At 66.2% G+C, this 21609-nt stretch carries 23 protein-coding genes; 12 read left to right on the top strand and 11 right to left on the bottom strand.

Annotated features, from left to right (window positions below; all coding sequences use genetic code 11):
• Nucleotides 1-33: 33 nt before the first annotated feature.
• From D477_RS09230 to D477_RS09215, 4 genes are read right to left on the bottom strand one after another with little or no spacing between them, the layout of a single operon-like run.
• Nucleotides 34-423, bottom strand: a complete 390-nt coding sequence (locus D477_RS09230; RefSeq protein ID WP_005268763.1) for a universal stress protein — start codon at nt 421-423, stop codon at nt 34-36.
• Nucleotides 420-2159 carry a tripartite tricarboxylate transporter permease gene (locus D477_RS09225; protein WP_005268762.1) on the bottom strand — a complete coding sequence of 580 codons (1740 nt, stop codon included), beginning with the start codon at nt 2157-2159 and terminating at the stop codon, nt 420-422. The genes D477_RS09230 and D477_RS09225 overlap by 4 nt, the downstream gene beginning before the upstream one ends.
• Nucleotides 2160-2663 carry a tripartite tricarboxylate transporter TctB family protein gene (locus D477_RS09220; RefSeq protein ID WP_005268761.1) on the bottom strand — a complete coding sequence of 168 codons (504 nt, stop codon included), beginning with the start codon at nt 2661-2663 and terminating at the stop codon, nt 2160-2162.
• Nucleotides 2660-3673 (bottom strand): Bug family tripartite tricarboxylate transporter substrate binding protein, encoded by a 1014-nt coding sequence (locus D477_RS09215; protein WP_005268760.1) that lies wholly within the window; start codon nt 3671-3673, stop codon nt 2660-2662. The genes D477_RS09220 and D477_RS09215 overlap by 4 nt, the downstream gene beginning before the upstream one ends.
• Nucleotides 3674-3873: 200 nt before the next feature.
• On the opposite strand from D477_RS09215, the gene D477_RS09210 reads away from it, so the two are divergent.
• The 7 genes from D477_RS09210 to D477_RS09180 all read left to right on the top strand — a co-directional run bounded on the left by D477_RS09210 (nt 3874) and on the right by D477_RS09180 (nt 11806).
• Nucleotides 3874-5496: a sensor histidine kinase gene (locus D477_RS09210; protein WP_005268759.1), complete on the top strand. Its 1623-nt coding sequence runs from the start codon at nt 3874-3876 to the stop codon at nt 5494-5496.
• The gene (locus D477_RS09205; RefSeq protein ID WP_005268758.1) at nt 5493-6167 is read left to right on the top strand and encodes a response regulator; all 675 of its coding nucleotides are present in this window, start codon (nt 5493-5495) and stop codon (nt 6165-6167) included. Before D477_RS09210 ends, D477_RS09205 begins: the two co-directional genes overlap by 4 nt.
• Before the next feature lie 368 nt (nt 6168-6535).
• Nucleotides 6536-7597, top strand: coding sequence for a LacI family DNA-binding transcriptional regulator (locus D477_RS09200; RefSeq protein ID WP_005268757.1), 1062 nt, complete (start codon nt 6536-6538; stop codon nt 7595-7597).
• A 73-nt stretch (nt 7598-7670) separates the two neighbouring features.
• Nucleotides 7671-8993 carry an MFS transporter gene (locus tag D477_RS09195; RefSeq protein ID WP_005268756.1) on the top strand — a complete coding sequence of 441 codons (1323 nt, stop codon included), beginning with the start codon at nt 7671-7673 and terminating at the stop codon, nt 8991-8993.
• Nucleotides 8994-9095: 102 nt separating this feature from the next.
• Complete coding sequence (locus D477_RS09190; RefSeq protein ID WP_005268755.1) at nt 9096-9860, top strand: SDR family oxidoreductase; 765 nt, start codon at nt 9096-9098, stop codon at nt 9858-9860.
• A gap of 28 nt (nt 9861-9888) precedes the next feature.
• Nucleotides 9889-10821 carry a 3-keto-5-aminohexanoate cleavage protein gene (locus D477_RS09185; RefSeq protein ID WP_005268754.1) on the top strand — a complete coding sequence of 311 codons (933 nt, stop codon included), beginning with the start codon at nt 9889-9891 and terminating at the stop codon, nt 10819-10821.
• A gap of 7 nt (nt 10822-10828) precedes the next feature.
• Nucleotides 10829-11806: a glycerate kinase gene (locus tag D477_RS09180; RefSeq protein WP_005268753.1), complete on the top strand. Its 978-nt coding sequence runs from the start codon at nt 10829-10831 to the stop codon at nt 11804-11806.
• Between the two features lie 26 nt (nt 11807-11832).
• Here D477_RS09180 and D477_RS23230 read toward each other — a convergent pair whose 3' ends face one another.
• The 5 genes from D477_RS23230 to D477_RS09160 form a co-directional block, all read right to left on the bottom strand.
• A complete protein-coding gene (locus tag D477_RS23230) occupies nt 11833-12096 on the bottom strand; it encodes a hypothetical protein (RefSeq protein WP_237740740.1) in 264 nt (87 codons plus the stop codon).
• Entirely contained in the window at nt 12027-12587 is a 561-nt protein-coding gene (locus D477_RS09175) for a class I SAM-dependent methyltransferase (RefSeq protein ID WP_237740739.1), read from the bottom strand. The genes D477_RS23230 and D477_RS09175 overlap by 70 nt, the downstream gene beginning before the upstream one ends.
• Nucleotides 12588-12665: 78 nt before the next feature.
• Nucleotides 12666-12992: a 2Fe-2S iron-sulfur cluster-binding protein gene (locus D477_RS09170; RefSeq protein WP_005268752.1), complete on the bottom strand. Its 327-nt coding sequence runs from the start codon at nt 12990-12992 to the stop codon at nt 12666-12668.
• A gap of 1 nt (nt 12993) precedes the next feature.
• On the bottom strand, nt 12994-14433 hold the full coding sequence (locus D477_RS09165; RefSeq protein ID WP_081608527.1) for an MFS transporter: 1440 nt from the start codon (nt 14431-14433) through the stop codon (nt 12994-12996).
• 63 nt (nt 14434-14496) lie between these two features.
• Entirely contained in the window at nt 14497-15696 is a 1200-nt protein-coding gene (locus tag D477_RS09160; RefSeq protein ID WP_005268750.1) for a cytochrome P450, read from the bottom strand.
• A 113-nt stretch (nt 15697-15809) separates the two neighbouring features.
• Here D477_RS09160 and D477_RS09155 point away from each other — a divergent pair, with 113 nt between their 5' ends.
• The 3 genes from D477_RS09155 (at nt 15810) to D477_RS09145 (ending at nt 17863) form a co-directional block, all read left to right on the top strand.
• Nucleotides 15810-16568, top strand: a complete 759-nt coding sequence (locus D477_RS09155; RefSeq protein WP_005268749.1) for an IclR family transcriptional regulator — start codon at nt 15810-15812, stop codon at nt 16566-16568.
• Between the two features lie 165 nt (nt 16569-16733).
• On the top strand, nt 16734-17426 hold the full coding sequence (locus D477_RS09150; RefSeq protein WP_150110057.1) for a hypothetical protein: 693 nt from the start codon (nt 16734-16736) through the stop codon (nt 17424-17426).
• Between the two features lie 248 nt (nt 17427-17674).
• Nucleotides 17675-17863 (top strand): hypothetical protein, encoded by a 189-nt coding sequence (locus D477_RS09145; RefSeq protein ID WP_005268747.1) that lies wholly within the window; start codon nt 17675-17677, stop codon nt 17861-17863.
• A 40-nt stretch (nt 17864-17903) separates the two neighbouring features.
• Here D477_RS09145 and D477_RS09140 read toward each other — a convergent pair whose 3' ends face one another.
• Nucleotides 17904-18863, bottom strand: a complete 960-nt coding sequence (locus D477_RS09140; RefSeq protein ID WP_005268746.1) for a hypothetical protein — start codon at nt 18861-18863, stop codon at nt 17904-17906.
• A gap of 201 nt (nt 18864-19064) precedes the next feature.
• Nucleotides 19065-19466: a VOC family protein gene (locus D477_RS09135; RefSeq protein WP_043846335.1), complete on the bottom strand. Its 402-nt coding sequence runs from the start codon at nt 19464-19466 to the stop codon at nt 19065-19067.
• Nucleotides 19467-19542: 76 nt separating this feature from the next.
• Here D477_RS09135 and D477_RS09130 point away from each other — a divergent pair, with 76 nt between their 5' ends.
• Both D477_RS09130 and D477_RS09125 read left to right on the top strand, forming a co-directional pair.
• Nucleotides 19543-20718 carry an NAD(P)/FAD-dependent oxidoreductase gene (locus D477_RS09130; RefSeq protein ID WP_043846332.1) on the top strand — a complete coding sequence of 392 codons (1176 nt, stop codon included), beginning with the start codon at nt 19543-19545 and terminating at the stop codon, nt 20716-20718.
• Nucleotides 20719-21594, top strand: coding sequence for an RNA polymerase sigma-70 factor (locus D477_RS09125; RefSeq protein ID WP_005268743.1), 876 nt, complete (start codon nt 20719-20721; stop codon nt 21592-21594). It abuts the gene before it with no gap.
• Nucleotides 21595-21609: the final 15 nt, after the last annotated feature.

Raw genomic sequence — 21609 nt, 5'->3', positions numbered from 1 at the left:
TCCACGTCYGYCGCCGGTGCCAGGTTTGGGTCGCTACGCCTTGACGGCCAGGACCGGGCAGTTGGCCTGCAGCAGGATCTGCTGCGCGGTGCTGCCCATGATGAGCTTGCCGACCGGAGTGCGGCGGCGCAGTCCGATGACGATCAGCTCGGCCCGGTGCTGCTCGGCGGCGTCGAGCACATCGTCGGCCGCTTCGTGTCCGCCCATCGGCTGCACCAGCGTGTACTCCACGCCCGAGGCGGCCAGCCGGCTCTCCAGTTCCTTGGCGGCATCCTGCTGGACGAACCGCTTGTCCACGAAAACATCGCCGCGGGTGGAGTTCAGGACAACCAGCGGCGCTTTGGCCTTGGCGGCTTCGCTGATGGCCCGCTCCAGGGCAGCTTCGCCTTCGGGGGTGGGGATGTAACCGACCACAATGCTCATGAGTTCTCCCGTTCGTGTTGGATATCGTCCGCGCGGCGGCGCGCATCGGAACCGGCAGAGCTGTCGCCGCTGCTGCCGGACCCTCCGAGAGTACCGCGGTCGGTGCCGGTTGGCCCGGCGCCGGACGCGTCGCCGTCGTTCTTGCTGCCGGCCGCATTGCTGCCGGCCGCTGCGGAACCGGACACGCCGCCGTCGTTAGTGGCCGGGGAACCCGGCGCCCTGGGGACATCCGCCCCGGCAGCCACCGGACGCGGACGCGCCTTGCGCACCGCCAGCATGACCAGCGGCCAGGCCAGGACCAGCGCCACGATGACGTAGACACCCACGGCAATGGGCTCGTTCCACAGGCCGGAGATGTCGCCGGCGCTGAGCTGCAGGGACTTGCGCAGCTGCTCCTCCACGCGCGGGCCGAGGATGACGCCGATGATCAGCGGCAGCACGGGCAGGCCGAAGCGGCGCATCGCGAAGCCGAGCAGGCCGAGCACCAGCAGGAGCACCAGGTCGAACGCCTGCAGGTTCACCGCGTAGGCGCCCAGGGTGGCGAAGAACAGGATGCCGGCGTAGAGGTACGGCCGCGGGATCTGCAGCAGCTTGGCCCAGACCGGCGCCAGCGGGAGGTTGATCAGCAGCAGCAGGGTGTTGCCGATGAACAGGCTGGCGATCAGCGCCCAGACCAGGTCCGGCTCGTTGTCGAAGAGCAGCGGTCCGGGCTGGATGCCGTACTGGGTGAAGGCGGCCAGCATGACCGCGGCGGTGGCGTTGGTGGGCAGGCCGAGCGCAAGCATCGGGGTCAGGGTGCCGGCGGCCGACGCGTTGTTGGCAGCTTCCGGACCGGCGACGCCCTCGATGGCGCCGTGGCCGAATTCCTCCGGGTGCTTGGACAGCTTCTTCTCGGTGACGTAGGAGAGGAAGGTCGGGACCTCCGCGCCGCCGGCCGGCAGGGCGCCGAATGGGTAGCCGTACGCGGTGCCGCGCAGCCAGGGCTTCCAGGACCGCTTCCAGTCCTGCTTGCCCATCCAGGGCCGGCCCACGGGAATGGTGGTCAGCGGCTTGCGCCGGAGGTGGGCGGCGATCCAGAGCGCCTCGCCCACCGCGAAAATCGCGACGGCGACGACGACGATGTCCAGCCCGTCCACGAGCAGCGGCTGCCCGAAGACCAGGCGCTGCTGCCCGGTCACTTTGTCGGCGCCGACGAGCCCGATGGCCAGGCCGAGGCCCAGCGAGATGAAGCCGCGCAGCTTGGACGCACCCAGCACTGCGGTGACGGCGAGGAGGGCCAGGATCATGATGGCCAGGTAGCTCGGGGAGCCGAGGCTGACCGCGAAGTCCACGACTATCGGGGTGAACGCCACCAGCAGCGCGGTGCCGATGGTGCCGGCAACGAAGGAGCCGATGGCCGCCGTCGCCAGGGCCTGCGCGGCCCGGCCGGCCTTGGCCATCTTGTGGCCCTCGATCGCGGTGATGACGGTGGCGGATTCGCCCGGGGTGTTCAGCAGGATGGAGGTGGTCGACCCGCCGAACATGCCGCCGTAGTAAATGCCGGCGAACATGATGAAGGCGCTGGTCGGTTCCAGGGCGTAGGTCACCGGCAGCAGCAGGGCCACGGCCATCGCCGGACCGATGCCCGGCAGCACGCCGACGGCGGTACCCAGCAGCACGCCGATGAAGGCGTACAGCAGGTTCATGGGCGTGGCCGCCGTCGAGAATCCCTGCATCAGCAGGTCGAATGTCTCCATTTAGAGCACTCCTTGCAGCAGTCCGGCCGGCAGGTTGATGCCCAGGCCAAGATAGAAACCGTAGAACGTGCCCAGGGAAAGGACGACGGCGATAATCGCGTCCCGCACATAGCGGCGGCTGCCGAGGGCCCAGGCGCTGCCCCAGAACAGCAGGGCTCCGGAGATCACCCAGCCGACGGTGTCGATCAGCAGGACGTTGAGCACGAACGCGCCGATCAGCGGGACCACGGTCCGCCAGTCGGTCGGGTGGGACAGGTCGACGTCTTCGCCGGCCTCGGCTTCGCCCCGTCCGCCGCGCAGCACGTTAATGGCCAGCAGCACGGCGCAGACCAGCAGCAGGCCGCCGACGATGAACGGCATGGTCTTCGGTCCGACCGGGTCGGACTGCGAGTACGGGACGGTGATCGAGGCGGCGTCGACGATGACGATCACGCCGACCGCCCCGAGCAGGGCCACGAGGCCCAGCTCGGAGCGGCCTTTCAGCCGTGAAGCCAGCTTGTTCACGCAAGCCCCAGTTCGGACAGGACGTCAGCGACGCGCTGGTCCTGTTCCTTCAGGAAGGTGCTGAACTCCTCGCCGGTGGCGAAGGCGTCGGACCAGCCGTTGTCCTCGAGGGCCTGCTTCCACTCGGGAGTGGCGTGCATCTTCTCGAGGGCGTTGATCCACTTCTGCTTGTCTTCCTCGCTGGTCTCCGGCGGAGCGACAATGCCGCGCCAGTTGGTGAAGACGAGGTCGATGTTGGATTCCTTCAGGGTCGGCGCGTCCACGCCCTCGAGCCGTTCTTCGCCGCTGGTGGCCAGGACGCGGATCTCGCCGCTCTTGATCTGGTCGATGTATTCGCCGGCACCCGAGGCCGCGAAGCCGAGCTTGTTGCCCAGGATGGCCGGGAGCAGGTCGCCGCCGCCGTCGTAGGACACGAAGTTCACGTCCTTCGGGTCGATACCCACGGCCTGTGCCAGCTGCATCGGCAGCAGGTGGTCCGGACCGCCCGGGGAGGAGCCGCCGCCAACGCTGACCTTCTCCGGATTTTCCTTCCAGGCCTTCACGAGGTCGTCGATGGTCTTGTAGGGCGAGTCCTTGGAGACCATGATGGCGCCCGGTTCCTGGATCAGGCGGGCCAGCGGGGTGGTCTCGGTCAGCTTCGCCTCGGACTCGTTGGTGTAGCTGGCGCCGACCACGCCCAGGCCCATCAGCATGGCCAGGTCGCCGTTGCCCTTTTCGTTGACGGTGCGGGCCAGGCCCACGGTGCCGCCGGCGCCGGCCAGGTTGAAGACCTCGATGTTGGACGCGATGTCGGTCTCTTCCATGACCTTCGCGGCCACGCGGGCCGTCGTGTCGTAGCCGCCGCCAGCAGTGTTCGGGACCATGATCCGCAGGTCGCTGACCGGACCCTCGGCAGCCGCGGAGGTACCGGCATCGCTGCCGCTGCCGGAGCCGGTGACACCGCAACCGGTCATGGCCAGTGCCAGGCCGGCGGCAACGGCGGCGAGGCGGAAGACGTTGTTCTTACGCATGGAAATCCTCTTCTCAAGAGTGATGGAATTCACCCACCGTAAAACGCAGTGTGAGCTGCGGCATATTTGCGTTCTCAAAGAAAATTGAGTTCATTGTGTTCACGCGCACATGCCCCTCCCGGCGAGCCCGGGAGATATAGTTCACCCGACAAAAGCCGCTGCCCCGGCGGCCATTCCGGGGCTCCGCAGGAGGGAACAGAGTGCACCAGCAAGCCGGCGGCCGGGCGGCGAAACGGCGCCGCGGCCTCACGCTGGCCGGGCAGTACCTCGTCCTGCAACTGCTGATCGTCGCCGCCGTCCTGGCCGGCGTCATCGCGCTGTCCCTGGCCCAATCCGCCCAGGCCTTCGAGCGGGTGGAAGGCCGCCGCGCGCTCTCCGCCGCCGAGACCTTGGCCGCCATGCCGGCCGTCCGGTCGCTACTGCCGGAGGCACGGCCCCGGCTTGGTGCAGCGCTGCCGGCCGTCGCCGAATCCGTCCGCACTGTTTCCGGTTCCGCGGCCGTCTTCCTCGCCACGCCGGACCGCACCATCATCACATCTCCCGATCCCGCCCTGCTCGGCTCCAAGCTGCCGCTGGGCGAAAGCACCGTGCTCTCCGGCAGGGCATGGACGGGCCCGGTGGAGCTGGCGGACGGCCAATCGCTGATGGCCCACGTACCCGTACTGGCCGACGACGGTCAGATGGTGGGTATCGCCGCCGTCGGCCGGGAATACCCCTCCGTCTGGGACCGGCTGGGCGACGCGCTGCCCAACCTGCTGACCTATCTCGGCGTCTCGCTCGGCCTCGGCGCCGCCGGCTCCCTGCTCCTCGCCCGCCGGGTCAAGCGGCAGACCCTTGGCCTGGAACCCGACGAGATTGCCGGACTGGTGGAGCACCGCGAGGCCATCCTGCACGATGTGAAAGAGGGCGTCCTCGCCCTGGACCGCCAGGCCCGGATCACGCTGGCCAACGACAGCGCCCGCCAACTGCTCGAGCTGCCCTATGACTGCGCCGGCAAGACCCTGGATGAACTCGCCGTCCCAGCCCACCTGCGCGACGTCCTCACGGCGGACCAGACCGACCCCGACCGGCTGGTGCTGGTCGGCGAACGGGTCGTGGTCTGCAACCGGATGCCGCTGCGCTCGCGCGGCAAGCTGATCGGCTCCGTCACCACCCTGCGCGACCGCACCGAGCTCTCCTCGCTGGAGAAGGAACTGGGCGCCACCCGCACCACCACGGACACCCTGCGCGCCCAGACCCACGAGTTCGCCAACCAGCTGCACACCATTTCCGGCCTGATCCAGCTCGGCGAGTACGACGAAGTCATCCGCTTCGTCGACGGCGTCAGCCTCAGCCGCACCCGGCTCTACGACGACGTCTCCCGCCGCATCGAGGACCCGGCGGTCGCCGCGCTCCTGATCGCCAAGGCCAGTTCCGCCACCGAGCGCGTGGTCTCCCTGCAGCTGGACGAAGACTCTGCCCTGGGCCGCGTGGACGAAACCCTGTCGCGGGACCTGACCACCGTCGTCGGAAATCTTGTGGACAACGCCATCGACGCCGTCAGCGGGCAGCCCGGCGCCACGGTCCACGTCCGCCTGCGCGACGAGCCGCACCAGGTCACCGTTACGGTGCGGGACTCCGGTCCCGGCGTCGCGGCGGACAGTGTGGAGGACATCTTCCGCCAGGGCTTCACCACCAAAGTTTCCACGAACGACGGCGGCCGCGGCTTTGGTCTGGCCCTCACCCGGCTAGTATGTTCAAGGCGCGGCGGCGGCGTCAGCGTACGCAACGCCCCCGGCGCCGAATTCACCGCCGTTCTGGGAAAGCAGAGCCAGTCCTCATGATCAAGGTCCTGATTGTCGACGACGATTTCATGGTCGCCAAGGTGCACGCCGGATTCGTGAAGCAGACCCCCGGCTTCGGCGTCGTCGGCGTCGCCCACACCGGCGCCCAGGCGCTCGACGCCGTCCAGCGCCTCAAGCCCGACCTCGTCCTTCTCGACATCCACCTGCCGGACATCAACGGGCTCGACCTGCTGCAGCGCCTGCGCCAGGCCTCGCCCGAGCTCGATGTCCTCGTCATCAGCGCCGCCCGCGAAATGGACACCGTGCGCCGGGCCCTGCGCGGCGGCATCGTCCACTACCTCATGAAGCCCTTTTCCGCCCAGGACCTGCGCGAACGGCTCGAGCACTACCAGCAGGCCTACCGCCCGCTCGCCAGCTCCGGCAGCACCGCGGAACAGGAAGACGTCAACCGCGTCTTCGGCCTGCACCGCCCCCAGCGGCCCCTCCCCAAGGGCTGCAGCGCCGAAACCCTCCAGCTCGTCGAGCAGCTCCTGCAGGACGCCGGCGCCGACCTCTCCGCCACCGAAGCCGCCGAACGCCTGGGCATCTCCCGTGTCAGCGTCCGCCGCTACCTTGAATACCTCAGCGAAGAAGGCCGCGCCGAAGTCCAGCTCCGCTACGGCGAAGTCGGCCGCCCAGAACGCCGCTACTCCTGGCGCAAGGCCGGCTGAAGGCGCCAGCTGGCCCCCGCCGCTCCGTTCTACTGGCCAAGCCCCGCTGCCCACGCCGCCCCGCCCTGCGCTCCCGGCCAAGCCCCCCGATCCGTTGGCCCGTAGTGGCTGGATTCAAGCTGGAATCGGCCGCCAATCCAGCCACTACAGGCCAATGGATGAACGGGAGTACGACGGCGGGGCGCAGCTACACAATATGAACCTGGGCTCTCGCAACTTCAGGCTGACTCGCCTGCCCACTTCACGTTTCTTGAGCAAATCTACTTAACGTTGCTTAATGCGACGCCGTCCCCTGTAATGGTCATCACAGCTTTGCATCGCCCGGACTACAGCGGGCATTCGAAGGATGAACCGGAAAGGAGGACGCCGTGAACCAAGCGCTTGCTGAAGCCACCGCGCGTCCTCCGAAGGTGTCCGCGGCGTCCGTTGCCCGGGCCTGCGGCGTGTCCCCGGCCACGGTCAGCTACGTGATGAACGGCAAGCCGGGGGTCTCTCCGGAAACGCGGCGGCATGTTATCCGGGTCGCCAATGAACTGGGTTTCCGGCCGAACGGACATGCCGGCCAGCAGGAACCACAGCTGAACCGAGTTATCGGGCTGATCCTGCCCAACATTGTGAACCAGATGTATACGGGTTGGGCAGAAAACATCATCACCGCCACGGCCCGGGACGGCTTTGAAGTCTTCGTCGCCACCACCCAGGACAATCCCGATACCCTCGCCCAGGTGGCTTCAACTCTGGCGGCTCGGAATGTGGACGGCGTCATCATCGCCGCCGCACTGCGCGAGGACTCGCGCGCGCTGCGCACCCTGCGCCAGCGCCGCATCCCCTACATCTGCCTGTCCCGCCGCTCGGACCACCTGCCCGGCGACTTCGTGGGGATCGACGACGATACGGCAGCTACCCAACTGATGCAGCATGTTCTGGACCACGGCTACCGCGAGATCGCCACGGTGATCGGACCGCGGTTCTCCACCGCCTCGCTCGCGCGCGAGCAGGCATTCGTCCGGACAGCCGCCGCGGCCGAGACCACCATTGCCGGCGAGCGCAAAATCAGCACGCGCCTGAACCGGGACGGCGGCCGCGTGGCAGCAGAGAAGCTGCTTGCTACGGCCAAACCGCCGCGAGCCATTGTGTGCGGTTCGGACGAGATTGCCATCGGCGTCATGGAGCATGCCCTCTCGCTCGGACTCCGCATCCCGGAAGACCTCGCCGTTGTCGGCAGCGATGGCCTGCCGCACAGCCGCTCGGCGCTGGTAGGCCTGACCACCATTGTGCAGCCGGTGCAGGAGATGGCAGAAAAGGCCTTCGACCTGCTCCTCAAACAAATCACCAAACCCAGCAACACGTTTACCCATTCACTCTGCGAGCATCGCCTGCACATTGGCCGCACCTGTGGCTGCCCGCCGGCGGACACCACAAGACGCTAGTAATCCTGCAAGACAACCGGCGGCACCTGAGCCTGCCGCGCCCTACCATGCCCTCCCAAAGGAAGGTTCCACCATGTCCACCACTGCCCAGGCCACGGCGATGAGGCCACCGGCCGCGATCAACAAGTTGATCTTCCGCCGTATCATGCCGCTGCTCATCGCGGCCTACGTCATGGCGTTCCTCGACCGGACCAACATCGGGATGGCCAAGGACCGATTGGAGATCGACCTCGGCATCTCGGCGACAGCGTATGGCATCGGCGCCGGCCTGTTCTTCCTGACCTATGCTCTCTCCGAGGTCCCGTCGAACCTCATCATGCACAAGGTCGGCGCCCGCTTCTGGATCATGCGCATCATGATTACGTGGGGCCTGATCTCCGCGGCCATGGCCTTCGTCCAAGGCGAATGGTCCTTCTACCTGCTGCGCATGCTGCTCGGCATCGCGGAAGCCGGCCTGTTCCCCGGTGTGATGTACTTCCTCACCCAGTGGTTCACGGTCCAAGACCGGGCCAAAGCCAACGGCATGTTCCTGCTTGGCGTCTCCATCGCCAACATCGTCGGCGCACCCCTCGGCGGCCTGCTCCTGACCATGGACGGCGTCGGGGGCCTGCACGGCTGGCAGTGGATGTTCATCATTGAAGGCCTGCCCGCCTGTGCCTTGGCGTTCGTCGTCTGGAAGTTCCTGCCCAACAGGCCGACCGAGGCGAAGTTCCTCACCCGTGCCGAGGCCGAAGACCTCGAAGCCCGCATCGCTGCCGAAGAGCAGGCCGGAGCCGCCGCCGCCGGCAACTCCAAGCTGCGCCATGTGCTGAAGGACAAGCAGATCCTGCTGGTGGTCGGCGTCTACTTCACCCACCAGATCGCGGTCTATGCGCTCAGCTTCTTCCTACCCTCCATCATCGGCACCTACGGCGAACTGAACAGCATCCAGATCGGCCTGCTGACCTCCGTCCCGTGGATCTTCTCCGCCGCCGGCGCCCTGCTGCTGCCACGCCTGGCCACCAACGCCACCCGCTCGCGGACCATCGCCACCTGCACGATGGTCGGCATCGTCGCCGGCTTCACCCTCGGCGCCGTCGGCGGCCCGGTCCTCGGCCTGCTCGGCTTCTGCCTGGCCGCATTCAACTTCTTCGCCCTGCAGCCGATCCTCTTCACCTACCCCGCCACCCGGCTCAGCGGCGCAGCCCTCGCCGGCGGCATCGCCTTCGTCAACACCGTTGGCCTATTCGGTGGTTTCCTCGGCCCGTACGTCATGGGGGCCTTGGAAGAAGCCACGGGCAATAAGCTCTCCGGCCTGTGGTTCATTGTCGGCATGTGCGTCATCGGTGCCCTGCTGACCCTGCGCCTCAAGCGCGGGAGCGAGGATCCGAGCAAGGCAGCCGTTGGCGGCCACTGACCAAAGCCAAGGAGTACGACGGCGGTGCGCTCCGCCGTCGTACTTTCCACCTCTCCACCAATCACCTACCGCTAACCCAACCGCACTACAGGAGCAGCACAGATGGATTTCACCGGACGCAAAGTCCTGGTCACCGCTGGCGCAGCAGGCATCGGCCGCGCTATTGCCGACCGTTTCCACGGCCTCGGCGCCGACGTCATGGTCACCGACATCAACCCTGCCGCGCTGGATGCCGCCAAGCAGGACGGCTTCGCCGTGGCCCTCAGCGACGTCTCAGATGAAACGCAGGTCCGGAACCTGATGGAGGAGGTCGCCAGCCGATTGGGCGGGCTGGACGTGCTGGTGAACAACGCCGGTATCGCCGGCCCCACGGGCCCAATCGAGACGCTGGACTCGGAGGGGTGGAAGGCCACCTTCGACGTCAACATCCACGGCCAGTTCTTCTGTATCAAGCACGCCCTGCCCCTGCTGCGCCAAGCCAAGGACGCCAGCATCGTCAACCTCTCCTCCGCCGCCGGGCGGCTCGGCATGGCCGGGCGCAGCCCCTACTCCGCGTCCAAGTGGGCCGTTATCGGCCTGACCAAGACCCTGGCCATCGAGCTCGGGCCGGAGGGTATCCGTGCCAATGCGATCTGCCCCGGCGCCGTCAACGGCCCCCGTATCGACGCCGTGATCGAAGCCAAAGCGGGGATGCTCGGCAGGCCGGTCGAGGAGGTCTCGGAGCTCTACCACAAGCAGTCGTCCCTGGAACGGCTGGTGGAGGCCGATGACATCGCCAACATGGCAGCGTTCCTGGCCAGTGACCTGGCTCGCAACGTCAACGGCCAAGCCATGGCGGTCGACGGCAACACTGAAAAGCTCTACTGATCCGCCCGCAACACTTCAAGGAACCATCATGGCCACCAAGCGCAAAGTCATCATCACCAGTGCCGTCACCGGCGCCATCCATACCCCGAGCATGTCCCCGCACCTGCCGGTGACTCCGGAGGAAATCGCCGACGCCGCCATCGGAGCCGCTGAGGCGGGCGCAGCCGTCGTGCATATGCATGCCCGCGACCCGAAGGACGGCCGGCCCTCGCAGGACCCGAAGCACTTCGAACCGATCCTCGCCAAGCTCAAGGCCAACACCGACGCCGTCATCAACATCACCACCGGCGGCTCCCCCCACATGACCGTGGAAGAACGGATGCTCCCGGTTGCCACCTTCAAGCCGGAACTGGCCTCGCTGAACATGGGCTCAATGAACTTCGGCCTGTACCCCATGCTCGAGCGCTTCCCCGAGTTCCAGCACCAGTGGGAACGCGAAGCTCTGGAGAAATCCCGCGACCTGGTCTTCAAGAACACCTTCGCCGACATTGAGAGTATCCTCGCCATCGGCAATGGCAACGGCACCCGGTTCGAATTCGAGTGCTACGACATCTCGCACCTGAACAACCTGGCGCATTTCCACGGCCGCGGCCTGGCCCGCGGGCCGCTGTTCGTGCAGTCGGTCTTCGGGTTGCTCGGTGGGATCGGCGCGCATCCGGAGGACCTGATGCACATGCGCCGCACCGCCGACCGGCTGCTCGGGGACGCCTACCAATGGTCCATCCTGGGCGCAGGCAAGAACCAAATGCCGCTGGCTACCATCGGTGCCGCCATGGGCTCGCACGTCCGCGTGGGCCTGGAGGACTCGCTCTGGATCGGCCCCGGCCAGCTCGCCGCCTCCAATGCTGAACAGGTGAGCAGGATCGGCACCATCCTCGAAGCCCTCAACTTCGAGGTTGCCACTCCGGACGAGGCCCGCGAGATGCTGGACCTCAAGGGCCGCGAGAACGTGGGGTTCTGATACCGCCATGAAGTTCCTGATCGCCCCGGACAGCTTCAAGGGCACCTACTCCGCCGCCGAAGTCGCCGCCCATATCGCTGCCGGAGTCCGCAAGAACGGCGGCGCTGCCAGCGAACTCCCGGTCGCCGACGGTGGCGAAGGCACCTACGAGATCCTGTGCGACACGCTCGGGGCGGAGCTCATCGAGGTGGAGACCGTCGGCCCCTGGGACGATCCGCTCCGGGCGTCCTATGCGCTGGCAGCCGACGGCACCGCCCTCATCGGCTTGGCCGCGGCCAGCGGCATCACCCTCCCCTGCTCCGGCGAGCGCAGCGCTATCACGGCCGACACCTACGGCACCGGCCTGCTCATGGCGGACGCGGCCCTGCGTGGAGCCACCGAGATTGTGGTCGCGGCCGGAGGAAGTGCGACGACGGACGGCGGCACCGGAGCGGTCGCCGCAATCGAAGGCAACGGCGGGCTTCGCGGGGCAAAAGTCGTCGTGCTCAGCGATGTCGCAACAGTGTTCGAGGACGCCGCGACAGTGTTCGGCCCGCAGAAGGGCGCCAGTCCGGAGCAAGTCGCCGTCCTGACCGAGCGCCTCCACAAACAAGCCGCCGCCTATCCGCGTGACCCCCGCGGCATACCTCGCACTGGAGCAGCAGGCGGATTCAGCGGCGGCATGTGGGCCCAGTACGGCGCGGAGCTGGTTTCGGGCGCCGAATTCATTCTCGATGCGGTCGGGTTTGACTCGTATGCCGCCGAAGCTGATGCGATCGTCGTTGGGGAAGGCCGCCTGGACTCCCAGACCGGCCAAGGCAAGATCATCTCTGCCATCCTGGCCCGCAACCCCGGCAAACCCGTCTATGCAGTCGTTGGCTCCATCCACGCTGATCTCGGCGGTTACGCGGACAACTTTGCCGGCATCATCGTCGCGACTGACACTGATGCCATGCAGCGTGCCGGGCAGCAGCTGGCCATGATGCAGCCCCAGCCCTCGACGTAGCGGCCAGGTGCGTGCGCAGGCCGAAGTCAGGCGTGGCCGCGCACAAACCAGGCTGACGGGGCGAGCTCGAAGGCCCCGTCCGGCAGCAGCGCAGCGCACCGGTCCATCACCTCCCGGCGGCGGCCGGCGTCGAGCCCCCGGAGGTACTCGCCGGCCGGCCCGACGCCCAGGGTGTAGGGCTCCCACCAGTCGGCGAAGCCCTCGAAGGCAACGGTTACCGTCAGCCGCTCCTCCTCGATGCCGCGCAGGCCAGCCTGTTCAAACAGTTCGGCCAGCTGCCCTTCCCGCACCCCGGCAGGTAGTTCTCGCCGTGCGCCTCTGGATCGACGTCATGCACTGCCCGCCAGAAAGTCGAGAGCGGGCCGGTTCCGCCGGCATGATCCCACACGCAGGCTGCCACTACCCCGCCCGGACGCGTTACCCGTCCCATCTGGCGGACTCCCGCGACCGGGTCCGTCATGAAGTGCACTACCAGCTGGGCCAGCGCGCAGTCGAAGGCATCGTCCGGATAGGGCAGCTCCTCGGCCACCCCGGACCGCACATCAACCCCGTGCAGCCTCGCACGGAGCGCCTCGACGAAGGAAGCCGAAGGATCGATCGCCCACACAGCGCTGGCTCCCAGCCGCTCTACCAACCGAGCCGTCAGCGCCCCGGGCCCGCAGCCGACATCCAGCGCCCGCTGACCCGTCCGCACGCCCGCAGCATCGATGAACAGCGCCGCCAGCGGCTCCGAAAAACGCCCCATGAAGCGGTTGTACGCGTCGGCCGCCACCTCGAACATGCCCGCAGTCTACGCCGCGCTCGCCCCGAAGTAGAGGGCGCGGCCCCGCATCTTCGGGGGCCGCGCATCTTGGGGCTTTCAGCTTTGTTCAGCTGGGACGTCCACTTCAATCTCCGCAAAGTCCTCACCGGCTCTGAGCTGGCAACCGAGCCGACTTCGGACAGCGTCGCGCGGCGAGGCCGTGCAGTCCAGCATCTCGTCCTCGTCGCCACCGATCCCGGACAGGCCTTCCAGGTACTCCTCCCGAACGTAGACATGGCACGTTGCGCACATCGCCTGGCCGCCGCATTCTCCGACAATCCCGGCCACCCCGTTGGTAACTGCCGCCCGCATGACCGAAATACCGTCGTCGGCCTCGATGATGTCCACAGCGCCGTCACCATGGTGGAAGCTGACCTTGGCCATTTCAACTCACCTCCGTCCGGGACTTGTCCGCGAAGCCACCGCCGGTCACAGATGCAGCGCCTGACCCGGCACTCGCGGTCGCCTCCTGCCCGAACGCCTGCTGCGGGCTATCGCCTAGGCTCCGGTCCTTCGACTCGGGCATGAACAGGACCGTGACCAGGCTGACCGCCGCCACGATCGACAGGTAGACGATCACGGGGACCACTGATGCCCCGCTGCCGGAGTAGAGGTTGGCCAGCACCAGCGGAGTGAAGCCGCCGCCTAGGAGCGTGGCGATCTGGTAGCCCACCGATGCACCCGTATAGCGCGAGGCAGTGCCGAAACGCTCGGAGATGAACGCGGCCATCGGGCCGTAGAGCACCGTCTGCGTAACGATCCCCAGCGTGAACGCCAGGAACACCTGGCCGATATTTCCGGAGGAGAGCAGCGCGAAGACTGCTGGCGTGACCGCAATAAACAGAATGTTGCCTGCGATCATCAGCGGCTTACGCCCCAGCCTGTCGGAAATCCGGCCCATCAGCAGTGTGGACCCGATGCTGATCATGCCAGCACCGGCAAACGCCAGCATCACGTCCGATCGCGGCATGCCGAGCGAAACAGTGTAGCTGATGGCGAAGGTGGAGAGCAGCGTCTGCAGCGCGAACGCCGACGTCGCAGCGAGGATGACGGCCACAAGGAGCCCGGGCCTGCGCAGTACCTGCAGCAGCGGGATGGTGCGGCGGGCCATTGGCGCGGCGGCGCGTTCGACTGCATCGCGTTCGAGCGCCTGTTGGAAGATCGGGCTCTCCGACACCCGGACGCGCACCCACAGGCCGAGCAGCAACAGGACGAAGGACAGCAGGAACGGCACCCGCCACCCCCACGTCAGGAACTGCTCCTGCGGCAGCGCCGAGAACGCGCTCATGACCAGTAGGCCCAGCACGGAGCCGGTCGGCGCGCCAGCGTTGGTGAACGAGGCGGCGAATCCACGGCTTTTAGGTTCGGCGTGTTCCAGCGCCATCAGCGCCGCGCCACCCCATTCACCACCGACGGCGATGCCTTGCACTATCCGCAGAAGCACCAGCATCACCGCGGCCCAGGGCCCGATCAGCGCCGGGGTCGGGACGAGGCCGATTGCCGTCGATGCCAGGCCCATGAGGAGCATGGAGATGACGAGCAGTTTCTTGCGTCCCATTCGGTCGCCGAAGTGACCGAAGATGACGCCGCCGAGCGGGCGCGCCAGGTATCCGGCGGCGAAGGTGCCATAGGAGGCCACTACTCCGGCCCACGGATCCAGTCCCGAGAAGAAGACCGGACCGAAGACGACGGCGGAGGCGGTGGCGTAGAGCAGGAAATCATAGAACTCGATCGTTGTGCCCAGGTAGCTGGAGAAGATCACGCGGCGGCGTTCACGCCCGGTGGCGCCGCCCCCGGCTGCGGTAGGGGTTGTACTCGTAGACATCATCGTCCTTCTGAATCGGGAGTATGTAGAGATGGAAGTTGTGGCAGTTGTGAGAGCGCTTGGCTACCAGACGACCGGCAGGTTGGTCATGCCGCGGAAGACCCAGCCGTCCCAGGTTTCCCGGCGGCCTGCATCCTGGCGCAGTTCGGGCAGTTCCCGGTACAGCATCGGCACGGCAATCTCCCCCACGGCCTTCTGTGCCGCCCATTTGCCGGCGCACTGGTGCACGCCGCTGCCGAAGGCTAGGTTGGGTCCGCCGTCGCGGTGGATATCGAAGACATCGGGATTCGGGAATTGCTTCTCGTCACGGTTTGCGGAGGCCAGAATCATTCCGATCTGCGTATCTGCAGGGATGGTCACATCGCCAATTACGACGTCGGCGACAGTCTCCCGCGTAATCATCCCGATGGGTGAGAAATAGCGAGAGGCCTCGATGAAGGCCTGTTTCCACAGACCGGGGTCGGCCCACAGTTCCGCTTTCTGCTCCGGCGAGCGGTCCAGCAGCCAGACCAGATTGGTGATCATGTGCTGCGGCTCGTTCACACCGCCGGAAATCGCGAGCTTAACGTTGTTGCGGACCTTGTCCTCATCCATTCCTGCCTCGATCAGCATTGACGTGATGGACGGGTCCGGGTGGCGGCGCAAGCGTGCCATCGTCTCATCGAGCGCTGCATCGCATTCGGCGCGGGAAGTTTCGCAGCGGTCCCAGATCTCCTGCTTGTCCAGCACATTGCCGGTGCCGGCAATGAAGTCCCGGGACCAGCGGGCCAGATCCAGCGGCTCAACATTGGTCATGCCCAGCATGTCGCAGAGGTTCTTAGCCGCCAATGGTTTGGCGAAATCGAGGTTGAGGTCCGCGGACCCCGGGCCTGCCTCGATCATCTCTTCCAAGTAGTGGCGGGCGTTGGCTTCGAATTTCCCGGCCCAGATCTCCATTATCTGCTTGGGGCGCAGCGTCCGGTTCATAGGCGCGCGCTCCGCCGCATGCTCCGGGTCATCCTTGCGGATCATCGGCTGTCCGCCCATGGCCCGCACCATCGTGCCGCCGGAGACGTTGGAGGAGAAGATCTCCGGATGCCTTTCTCCAAAACTGCAGCCTTCATAGCTGGAGATGAGTACCTTATTGACGGCCGGTACCCACGCCACCGGCGCTTCCTCCCGCAACCGCCGGAAGCTGGGGTACGGGTCCCTTGCCAGTTCAGCCGGATCCAGCCAATCGGCAACGGGAAGCGCTTTCGTTCGGACGATCGTTGCGAACGTCATGATTCGCCTTTCAGTTCTACCCGGCGGCGCCGGGATCCTCTCGACAGTATGAGCTGGATCACGCAACTGGCCACATACAATTTGTTTCATTCGAATATTTGGAGAGTGATGGCATGGCAAGGTCGTCCAATGGACAGTCGGCGATCTCCCGCGCCGTCCACGTTCTGGAGTCATTCGATCCGACTAGCAACGAACTGACTCTGACTCAGATCGCTGCCCGGACGGGCATGCCGATGGCCACAGTCCACGGCATTGTCGGTGAACTCGTCAGCCTCGGCCTGCTTGAGCGGCGCGGGCGTGAATTGATCCTCGGCGTCCGGCTTTGGGAGCTGGCCGTCCGCGCCCCAGGCGTCGTGGGCCTTCGCGAGATCGCGCTGCCACATTTGGAGCTGGTTCGCAACCGTTTGGAGCAGCACGCCCAACTCGGCATCCTTCAAGGCGGCGAAGTCCTCTATCTGGAGCGTCTGTCCGCGCCAGAGTCCGTAGTCAACTGGACCATGGTCGGCGGACGCATCCCCTGGTATGCCACCTCCAGTGGAATCGTCCTCGCCGCGGACGCTCCAGCTGGCAAACAGGAGGAAATGTTGGGATCGCCCCGTCCCCGGTTCTCGGTTGAACCGCAGATGAGCACGGCAGATTTACGGCGTCTGTTGGCAAAAGTCCGGCGCGAAGGACATGCCGTTACCCTCGGTTATATCCACCCTGATGCCACCGCCGTCGCCGTCCCGATCAAGGGTCCCTACGGGCATGCCGTAGCCTCGTTATCCGTCGTCGTCCCCACTGAAGGGTTCCGCGCCGCTCCAGTCCTCGAAGTCCTTGCTCCCGCTGCGCACGCCGTAAGCGCCGAACTGAAGCAGACGTATTTGGGTTGATCGACGTGAATTCGAACTACGGCCGTCAGCAGCCTGACAGAAAATCGCTACTCAGCGCGGATAGATTAGTACTCGCAAGACGAATTCCCCAGCACTCCGCACGTCTTTCTTTGGAGAAAGCAATGGGGACTCACAACGGACAATAGTTCAATTACTGGGGTGGGCATGAGGCTGAGGAAGACCGATGATGTCGCAGGGCTGCCAGCTCCGCTGGCTCGCGACTTGCTCCGGCTATATCAATCAACAGAACAGCCTGAAATCCGAGGCCATGAGCTGCTTCGGGAAGCGGGTGTTGACGAGCCGGAAACCGTGTTCGAACGGCTTGCCAAAAACGGTTACCTGGAAGAGGTCAGCGTTGGCAGTGACGGAGAGACCTGGTGGATCACGACCATTTCCGGTAATGCAGTAGCGATGGCGAGCTTCGCCAAGCCAATCACCCGCCGTACCGCTGATCGTCTGGTTGCAGGACTGCTGGAGAGGACCGAGAAGTACAACGCCGACCCAGGAAAACTTCTATACGTGGAGCGGCTGCGCATTTTCGGTAGTTACATCGACCGAGACATAGACCCACTCGGGGATGTCGACGTCGAAATACGCATTGGGCGGCGCTCGACCGACCCTAAAGATCTCTTGGCATATACTGCTGCGAGCGACCGGCGCTTCAATACGTACTTAGACCGGCTCTTTTGGCCGGAACGCGAGTTGATAATGATTCTGAAGAACCGCTCAGCGGCCATAAACATCACCGACGAAGATGTCGAGAGGATTACAGAGCGTTTCGAAACCCTCTATGAGATGGCCACTGACCCCAAAGCTATTCCAGCGGATCTTGAAGGCATACAGAGCAGGGAAAGCTAACGCCAAACCAAAACTCACGTGCATCACCGCTGGTGTCCGGGCAGGAATCAAACGACGACGTTCACCGGCAGGCGGTGGCCCGGCACCTTACCTGCGACCGCCGTAAGTGGCGATGAGCCGTACTCAGTGCCATGGCAGCGGAGGGTCCTGGTACCTCTCACGGATCTGTCGCTTTCCCGTCGGGGCAGGCGTACCTTGGACAGACAAGGCCATCCAGCATCCGCTTCACGATGGGGAAGGAGCAGGAGATGTCGATCTTCCGGCACAAAGATAAGGACACCGGTCAGGCGAAGCCCAAGCATGGAAAGGAAGTCCATGAGGGGCGCATTCCGGTTCAGGGGAATGAGAAAACGGCGGACGATCTGGCCATGAAGGCGTACGGGGACAGCGACCACGACGGCAAGCCGGATGTGCCGAACGTGCCGTTCCCCGGCTGAGGACAGGATGCCCTGAGCCCAGCCGGGGAAACGGCACGGTTTAGAATGCAGGCGTGGACGGCCGGTCCAGCGCTGCCGGCTGGCGGCGAATGAGGCGCCGGCCGACCTGAACATAGGGCACAGCAATCAGCACTGTTCCGGCGAGCGCTGCAAGCAGGGCGGGGATGCCGAGCATGAACTGCGCCTGGCCGGTGTAGGCCTGGAAAATGCTCACGGCGAGCACCAGCGAATAGCCTGCGGTCGCGCTCCAGGCGGCCCGCCGCCGTCGTACTTCACTCCACGGCACCTGCTGGACCAGCCAGCCGAGCAGCGGAAGCACCTGGACGGCGTGCAGGGCGACGGCGTGCGGGGACTTCAGGACCCCGGCGGCACCGGCCATGACGCCGTGCGGGCCGAACAGGGCTGCCTCGTCGCCGGAAACCATCGCGGGCGTGCCGGCTGCGATGATCGCCGCCCCGAGGACCTGGCCGGCGATCAACAGGACCATGCCGGCGCGGATGGTCAGGGTGAGGGCCGAGGCACCGGGTTTCGCTGACGTGAAGGTCAGGATCGCCAGCACGGTGAGGACGAGCGCGAACACGGCGACGGTCTGGCCCATGAGTGAGAACACGGCCGCGTCGAAGGGCGTGCCGATGTTGAAGTGCGAGGGCACGCCCCGCCAGACCTGCATGGTGATCAGGAAGTCCTCGACCAGCGTGACGACGGCGATGGTCCCCAGGAGTGCCCAGGAGACCCACCGCCACAGGCGCAGGCGGGCTTCGACCAGGGCGATCGTGATCGCGGTGAGGCCAAGGGACAGGCCGAAGGTGATCGGCTTGCGCCAGGAAACCGGACCTTCCCACGCGGTGCCGGAGAGCAGGAACACCACGGCGTGGAAGGCGGCTGAGGCGAACATGAGAAGTCCGACGGCGGTGAGGACTTTGGCGGGGGCGGACAGTCCCTGCCAAGTGCGGTAGAGGAACGAGGTGAGGCTGCGCGGGTTCAGGGTTGTTGTGGACACGAGCTCAGGTTAGGAGCGGCAGCGGCTGCTCCGGATCGGGAACTCCCCTGATCCTGCCCCTTGCCGAACCCTGAGCGCTGCTATTCGCGCATGGACCGATTCGCTGGTCCTCCTGGTGGCTGCGTCAGCGGGACGGCTGACGCAGGCGAGCCGGATAGTCCGCCTTCAGGCGTTGGTGCACGCGTCCGCCGGCAGAGTCGCTCAACTGCCACCGAGCGGACGCTGGTCGCGGCGGAGGGGATGGTCGGCCGGGATTTCGACGAGGACGATGCGCACGCCGTCGGGGTCGGCGATCCACATTTCGATCAGCCCCCAAGGCTCCTGCTGCGGTGCGCGGAGGATCGGGACGCCGGCGTCCTGAAGCCGGCGGTGTTCGGCCTGCACATCCCGGACCTGGATCCACAGCTCCATCCGGCCCGGCCCTTCGGCGTCACGCTGGCCGGACACCTCGAGCATGCCGTTGCCCAGGAAAAAGACCAGGCCGGGATTCTCCGGGTCACCGAATTCGCGGTAGACGGCCAGGCTGAGGGTATCCCGGTAGAAGGCCTGGCTCTTGCCCGGGTCGGCGGGACGAAGAAGGATGCGGCTGCTCAAGGGCTCCATGCCGCCGATCATGTCACAAATGCGGGACGGCCGGTGTCTTATGAACATCAGATCGTTTCGGGCGAAGGAGTTTGTCGTGGCTGGACATCGAGTAGTCATTATCGGAGCGGGCTATGCAGGAGTGCTGGCGGCGAACCGGCTGGCAGCCAACAGGGCTCTGGCCGCGCTCGTCGCTGTGCAGATCATCAACCCCCGCCCAGACTTCGTGGAACGCATCCGGCTGCACCAGGTGGCCACGGGGACCCGGGAATCGGCCGCAGTGCCGCTCGCATCGCTGCTCCACCCGAAGGTGGCGCTCGTTGTCGGCACGGCGGCGCTGATCGATCCGGTTGAGCAGACCATTCATTTCGCTGACGGCCGTGAGCCGCTGAGCTACGACACCCTGCTGTATGCAGCCGGCAGTGCGTCCGCACCCAGCGCCGGGGCCGATTACAGCTTGCAGGACACCGAGTCGGCCGGCCGGCTGCGTGCTGGACTCGAGGGGCTGGCTACCGGTGCGGTGGTCAATGTAGTGGGCGGCGGACTGACGGGAATCGAAGCAGCGTCTGAAATCGCGGAGAAGCACCCTCGGCTGATAGTCAGGCTCGTTTCGCGCGGAACCGTTGGGGCAGATCTTTCCAGGGGCGGGCAGCAGGCGCTGCGGAGCCGGCTGGCAAGTCTCGGCGTCGAAATTATGGACCGGACCGAAGTGGAACATGCGGATGGGAGGCACCTGCGGACGTCGTCGGGCGCCATCCTGCCAGGTGACTGCACCGTGTGGACCGCTGGTTTCAGCACTCCGGACCTGGCCCGCAACAGCGGCCTGCCCACTGATCCCCAAGGTCGGCTGCTGGTGGATGAAACCCTGGCCGTCCCCGGACACCCGCACATCTTCGGCGCCGGGGATGGCGTCCTGGCCGCGGCGTCGATCGGCGCGCACCTGCGCATGGCCTGTGCGGTTGCGATGCCGATGGGAGCGCACGCCGCGGACAACATCGCCGCTAACCTGCAGCAGCGCACGCCCCTGGAACTTTCAGTCGGATTTATTCTGAGGTGCATCAGCCTCGGCCGGTCGGCCGGGCTGGTCCAGGCGGTACATGCCGATGATCGGCCGCGTCCGCTGGCGCTGCGCGGAAGGATGGGGGCCATGGTGAAGGAACAGGTGTGCCGCATGACGCTGTCGTGGATCCGGAAAGAGGCGCGCGGCGGCTCCTACGGCTGGCCGAAGGGTCCTCGTCCGGCCGCGGAGCCGCAATTGGCGGAGGCGCGCTAAATGGGGTCCGCCGACGCGTTCGAAGAGCACCGTACGCTGCTCTTCACCATCGCCTACGAGATCACCGGCACGGCGACGGACGCCGAGGATGTAGTCCAGGACAGCTACTTGAAATGGGCCCAGGTGAGGGACGACGACGTCCAGAACCCGCGTGCGTATCTCGCCTCGGTCGTGACCCGCACGGCGCTGAACTCGCTCCGTTCCGCACAGCGGCGGCGCGAGGACTACGTTGGGCCGTGGCTGCCCGAGCCGATCCTTACCGGACCGGACGTGGCCGAGGACGCGGTGCTTGGCGAAGCGCTCTCCATGGCCATGCTGGTGGTGCTCGAGTCCCTCACCCCGGATGAACGTGCCGTCTTCGTGCTGCGGGAGGTCTTCGACTTCCCCTACACCGACATCGCTGATGCCACCGGCAAGTCGACCGCGGCGGTCCGCCAGCTCGCCCACCGGGCCAAGGAACACGTCCGCGACCGGCAGCCCCGGTTCGACGTCGATGCCGCACAGCAGCGCCAAGTCGCGAACCGTTTTATCTCGGCAACTCTCGGCGGCGACCTGCAGTCCCTCATGGACCTGCTCGCTCCCGGCGCGGTCCTGATCTCCGACGGCGGAGGCAAGGTCAGTGCCGCGCGCCGGCCTGTGCAGGGGGCAGAGCGAGTGGCCCGTTTCCTGCTCGGCCTCCAGTCGAAACCGCTTCCGGACATGCGCGTCGAGTCCTGCAGTCTCAATAACATGCCTGGCCTGCTGATTTTCAGCGGCCCTCGGCTCGATGTGGCCGCCATGATCCATGTCGACGGCGGCAAGGTCACCGGCGTCTACTTGGTGCGAAATCCGGACAAGCTGGAGAACCTGGCCGCAGGTGCGCCGGCCGGGCAATAGCAGCCGGCTTGCGCG

The sequence above is a fragment of the Arthrobacter crystallopoietes BAB-32 genome (assembly GCF_000328305.2).
GTDB lineage: Bacteria > Actinomycetota > Actinomycetes > Actinomycetales > Micrococcaceae > Crystallibacter > Crystallibacter crystallopoietes_A.
Note: the sequence above shows the minus strand (reverse complement) of the source record. Positions and strands in the feature narration are given on the sequence as shown.

Bases quoted from the DNA above. Each gene is read 5' to 3' on its own strand.
- D477_RS09230 (WP_005268763.1), bottom strand. From the start codon at position 423: ATGAGCATTGTGGTCGGTTACATCCCCACCCCCGAAGGCGAAGCTGCC.
- D477_RS09155 (WP_005268749.1), top strand. From the start codon at position 15,810: ATGGCAAGGTCGTCCAATGGACAGTCGGCGATCTCCCGCGCCGTCCAC.
- D477_RS09165 (WP_081608527.1), bottom strand. From the start codon at position 14,433: ATGTCTACGAGTACAACCCCTACCGCAGCCGGGGGCGGCGCCACCGGG.
- D477_RS09205 (WP_005268758.1), top strand. From the start codon at position 5,493: ATGATCAAGGTCCTGATTGTCGACGACGATTTCATGGTCGCCAAGGTG.
- D477_RS09175 (WP_237740739.1), bottom strand. From the start codon at position 12,587: ATGTTCGAGGTGGCGGCCGACGCGTACAACCGCTTCATGGGGCGTTTT.
- D477_RS09185 (WP_005268754.1), top strand. From the start codon at position 9,889: ATGGCCACCAAGCGCAAAGTCATCATCACCAGTGCCGTCACCGGCGCC.
- D477_RS09135 (WP_043846335.1), bottom strand. From the start codon at position 19,466: ATGGAGCCCTTGAGCAGCCGCATCCTTCTTCGTCCCGCCGACCCGGGC.
- D477_RS09195 (WP_005268756.1), top strand. From the start codon at position 7,671: ATGTCCACCACTGCCCAGGCCACGGCGATGAGGCCACCGGCCGCGATC.
- D477_RS09145 (WP_005268747.1), top strand. From the start codon at position 17,675: ATGTCGATCTTCCGGCACAAAGATAAGGACACCGGTCAGGCGAAGCCC.
- D477_RS09215 (WP_005268760.1), bottom strand. From the start codon at position 3,673: ATGCGTAAGAACAACGTCTTCCGCCTCGCCGCCGTTGCCGCCGGCCTG.
- D477_RS09125 (WP_005268743.1), top strand. From the start codon at position 20,719: ATGGGGTCCGCCGACGCGTTCGAAGAGCACCGTACGCTGCTCTTCACC.
- D477_RS09150 (WP_150110057.1), top strand. From the start codon at position 16,734: ATGAGGCTGAGGAAGACCGATGATGTCGCAGGGCTGCCAGCTCCGCTG.
- D477_RS09170 (WP_005268752.1), bottom strand. From the start codon at position 12,992: ATGGCCAAGGTCAGCTTCCACCATGGTGACGGCGCTGTGGACATCATC.
- D477_RS09180 (WP_005268753.1), top strand. From the start codon at position 10,829: ATGAAGTTCCTGATCGCCCCGGACAGCTTCAAGGGCACCTACTCCGCC.
- D477_RS09160 (WP_005268750.1), bottom strand. From the start codon at position 15,696: ATGACGTTCGCAACGATCGTCCGAACGAAAGCGCTTCCCGTTGCCGAT.
- D477_RS09225 (WP_005268762.1), bottom strand. From the start codon at position 2,159: ATGGAGACATTCGACCTGCTGATGCAGGGATTCTCGACGGCGGCCACG.
- D477_RS09190 (WP_005268755.1), top strand. From the start codon at position 9,096: ATGGATTTCACCGGACGCAAAGTCCTGGTCACCGCTGGCGCAGCAGGC.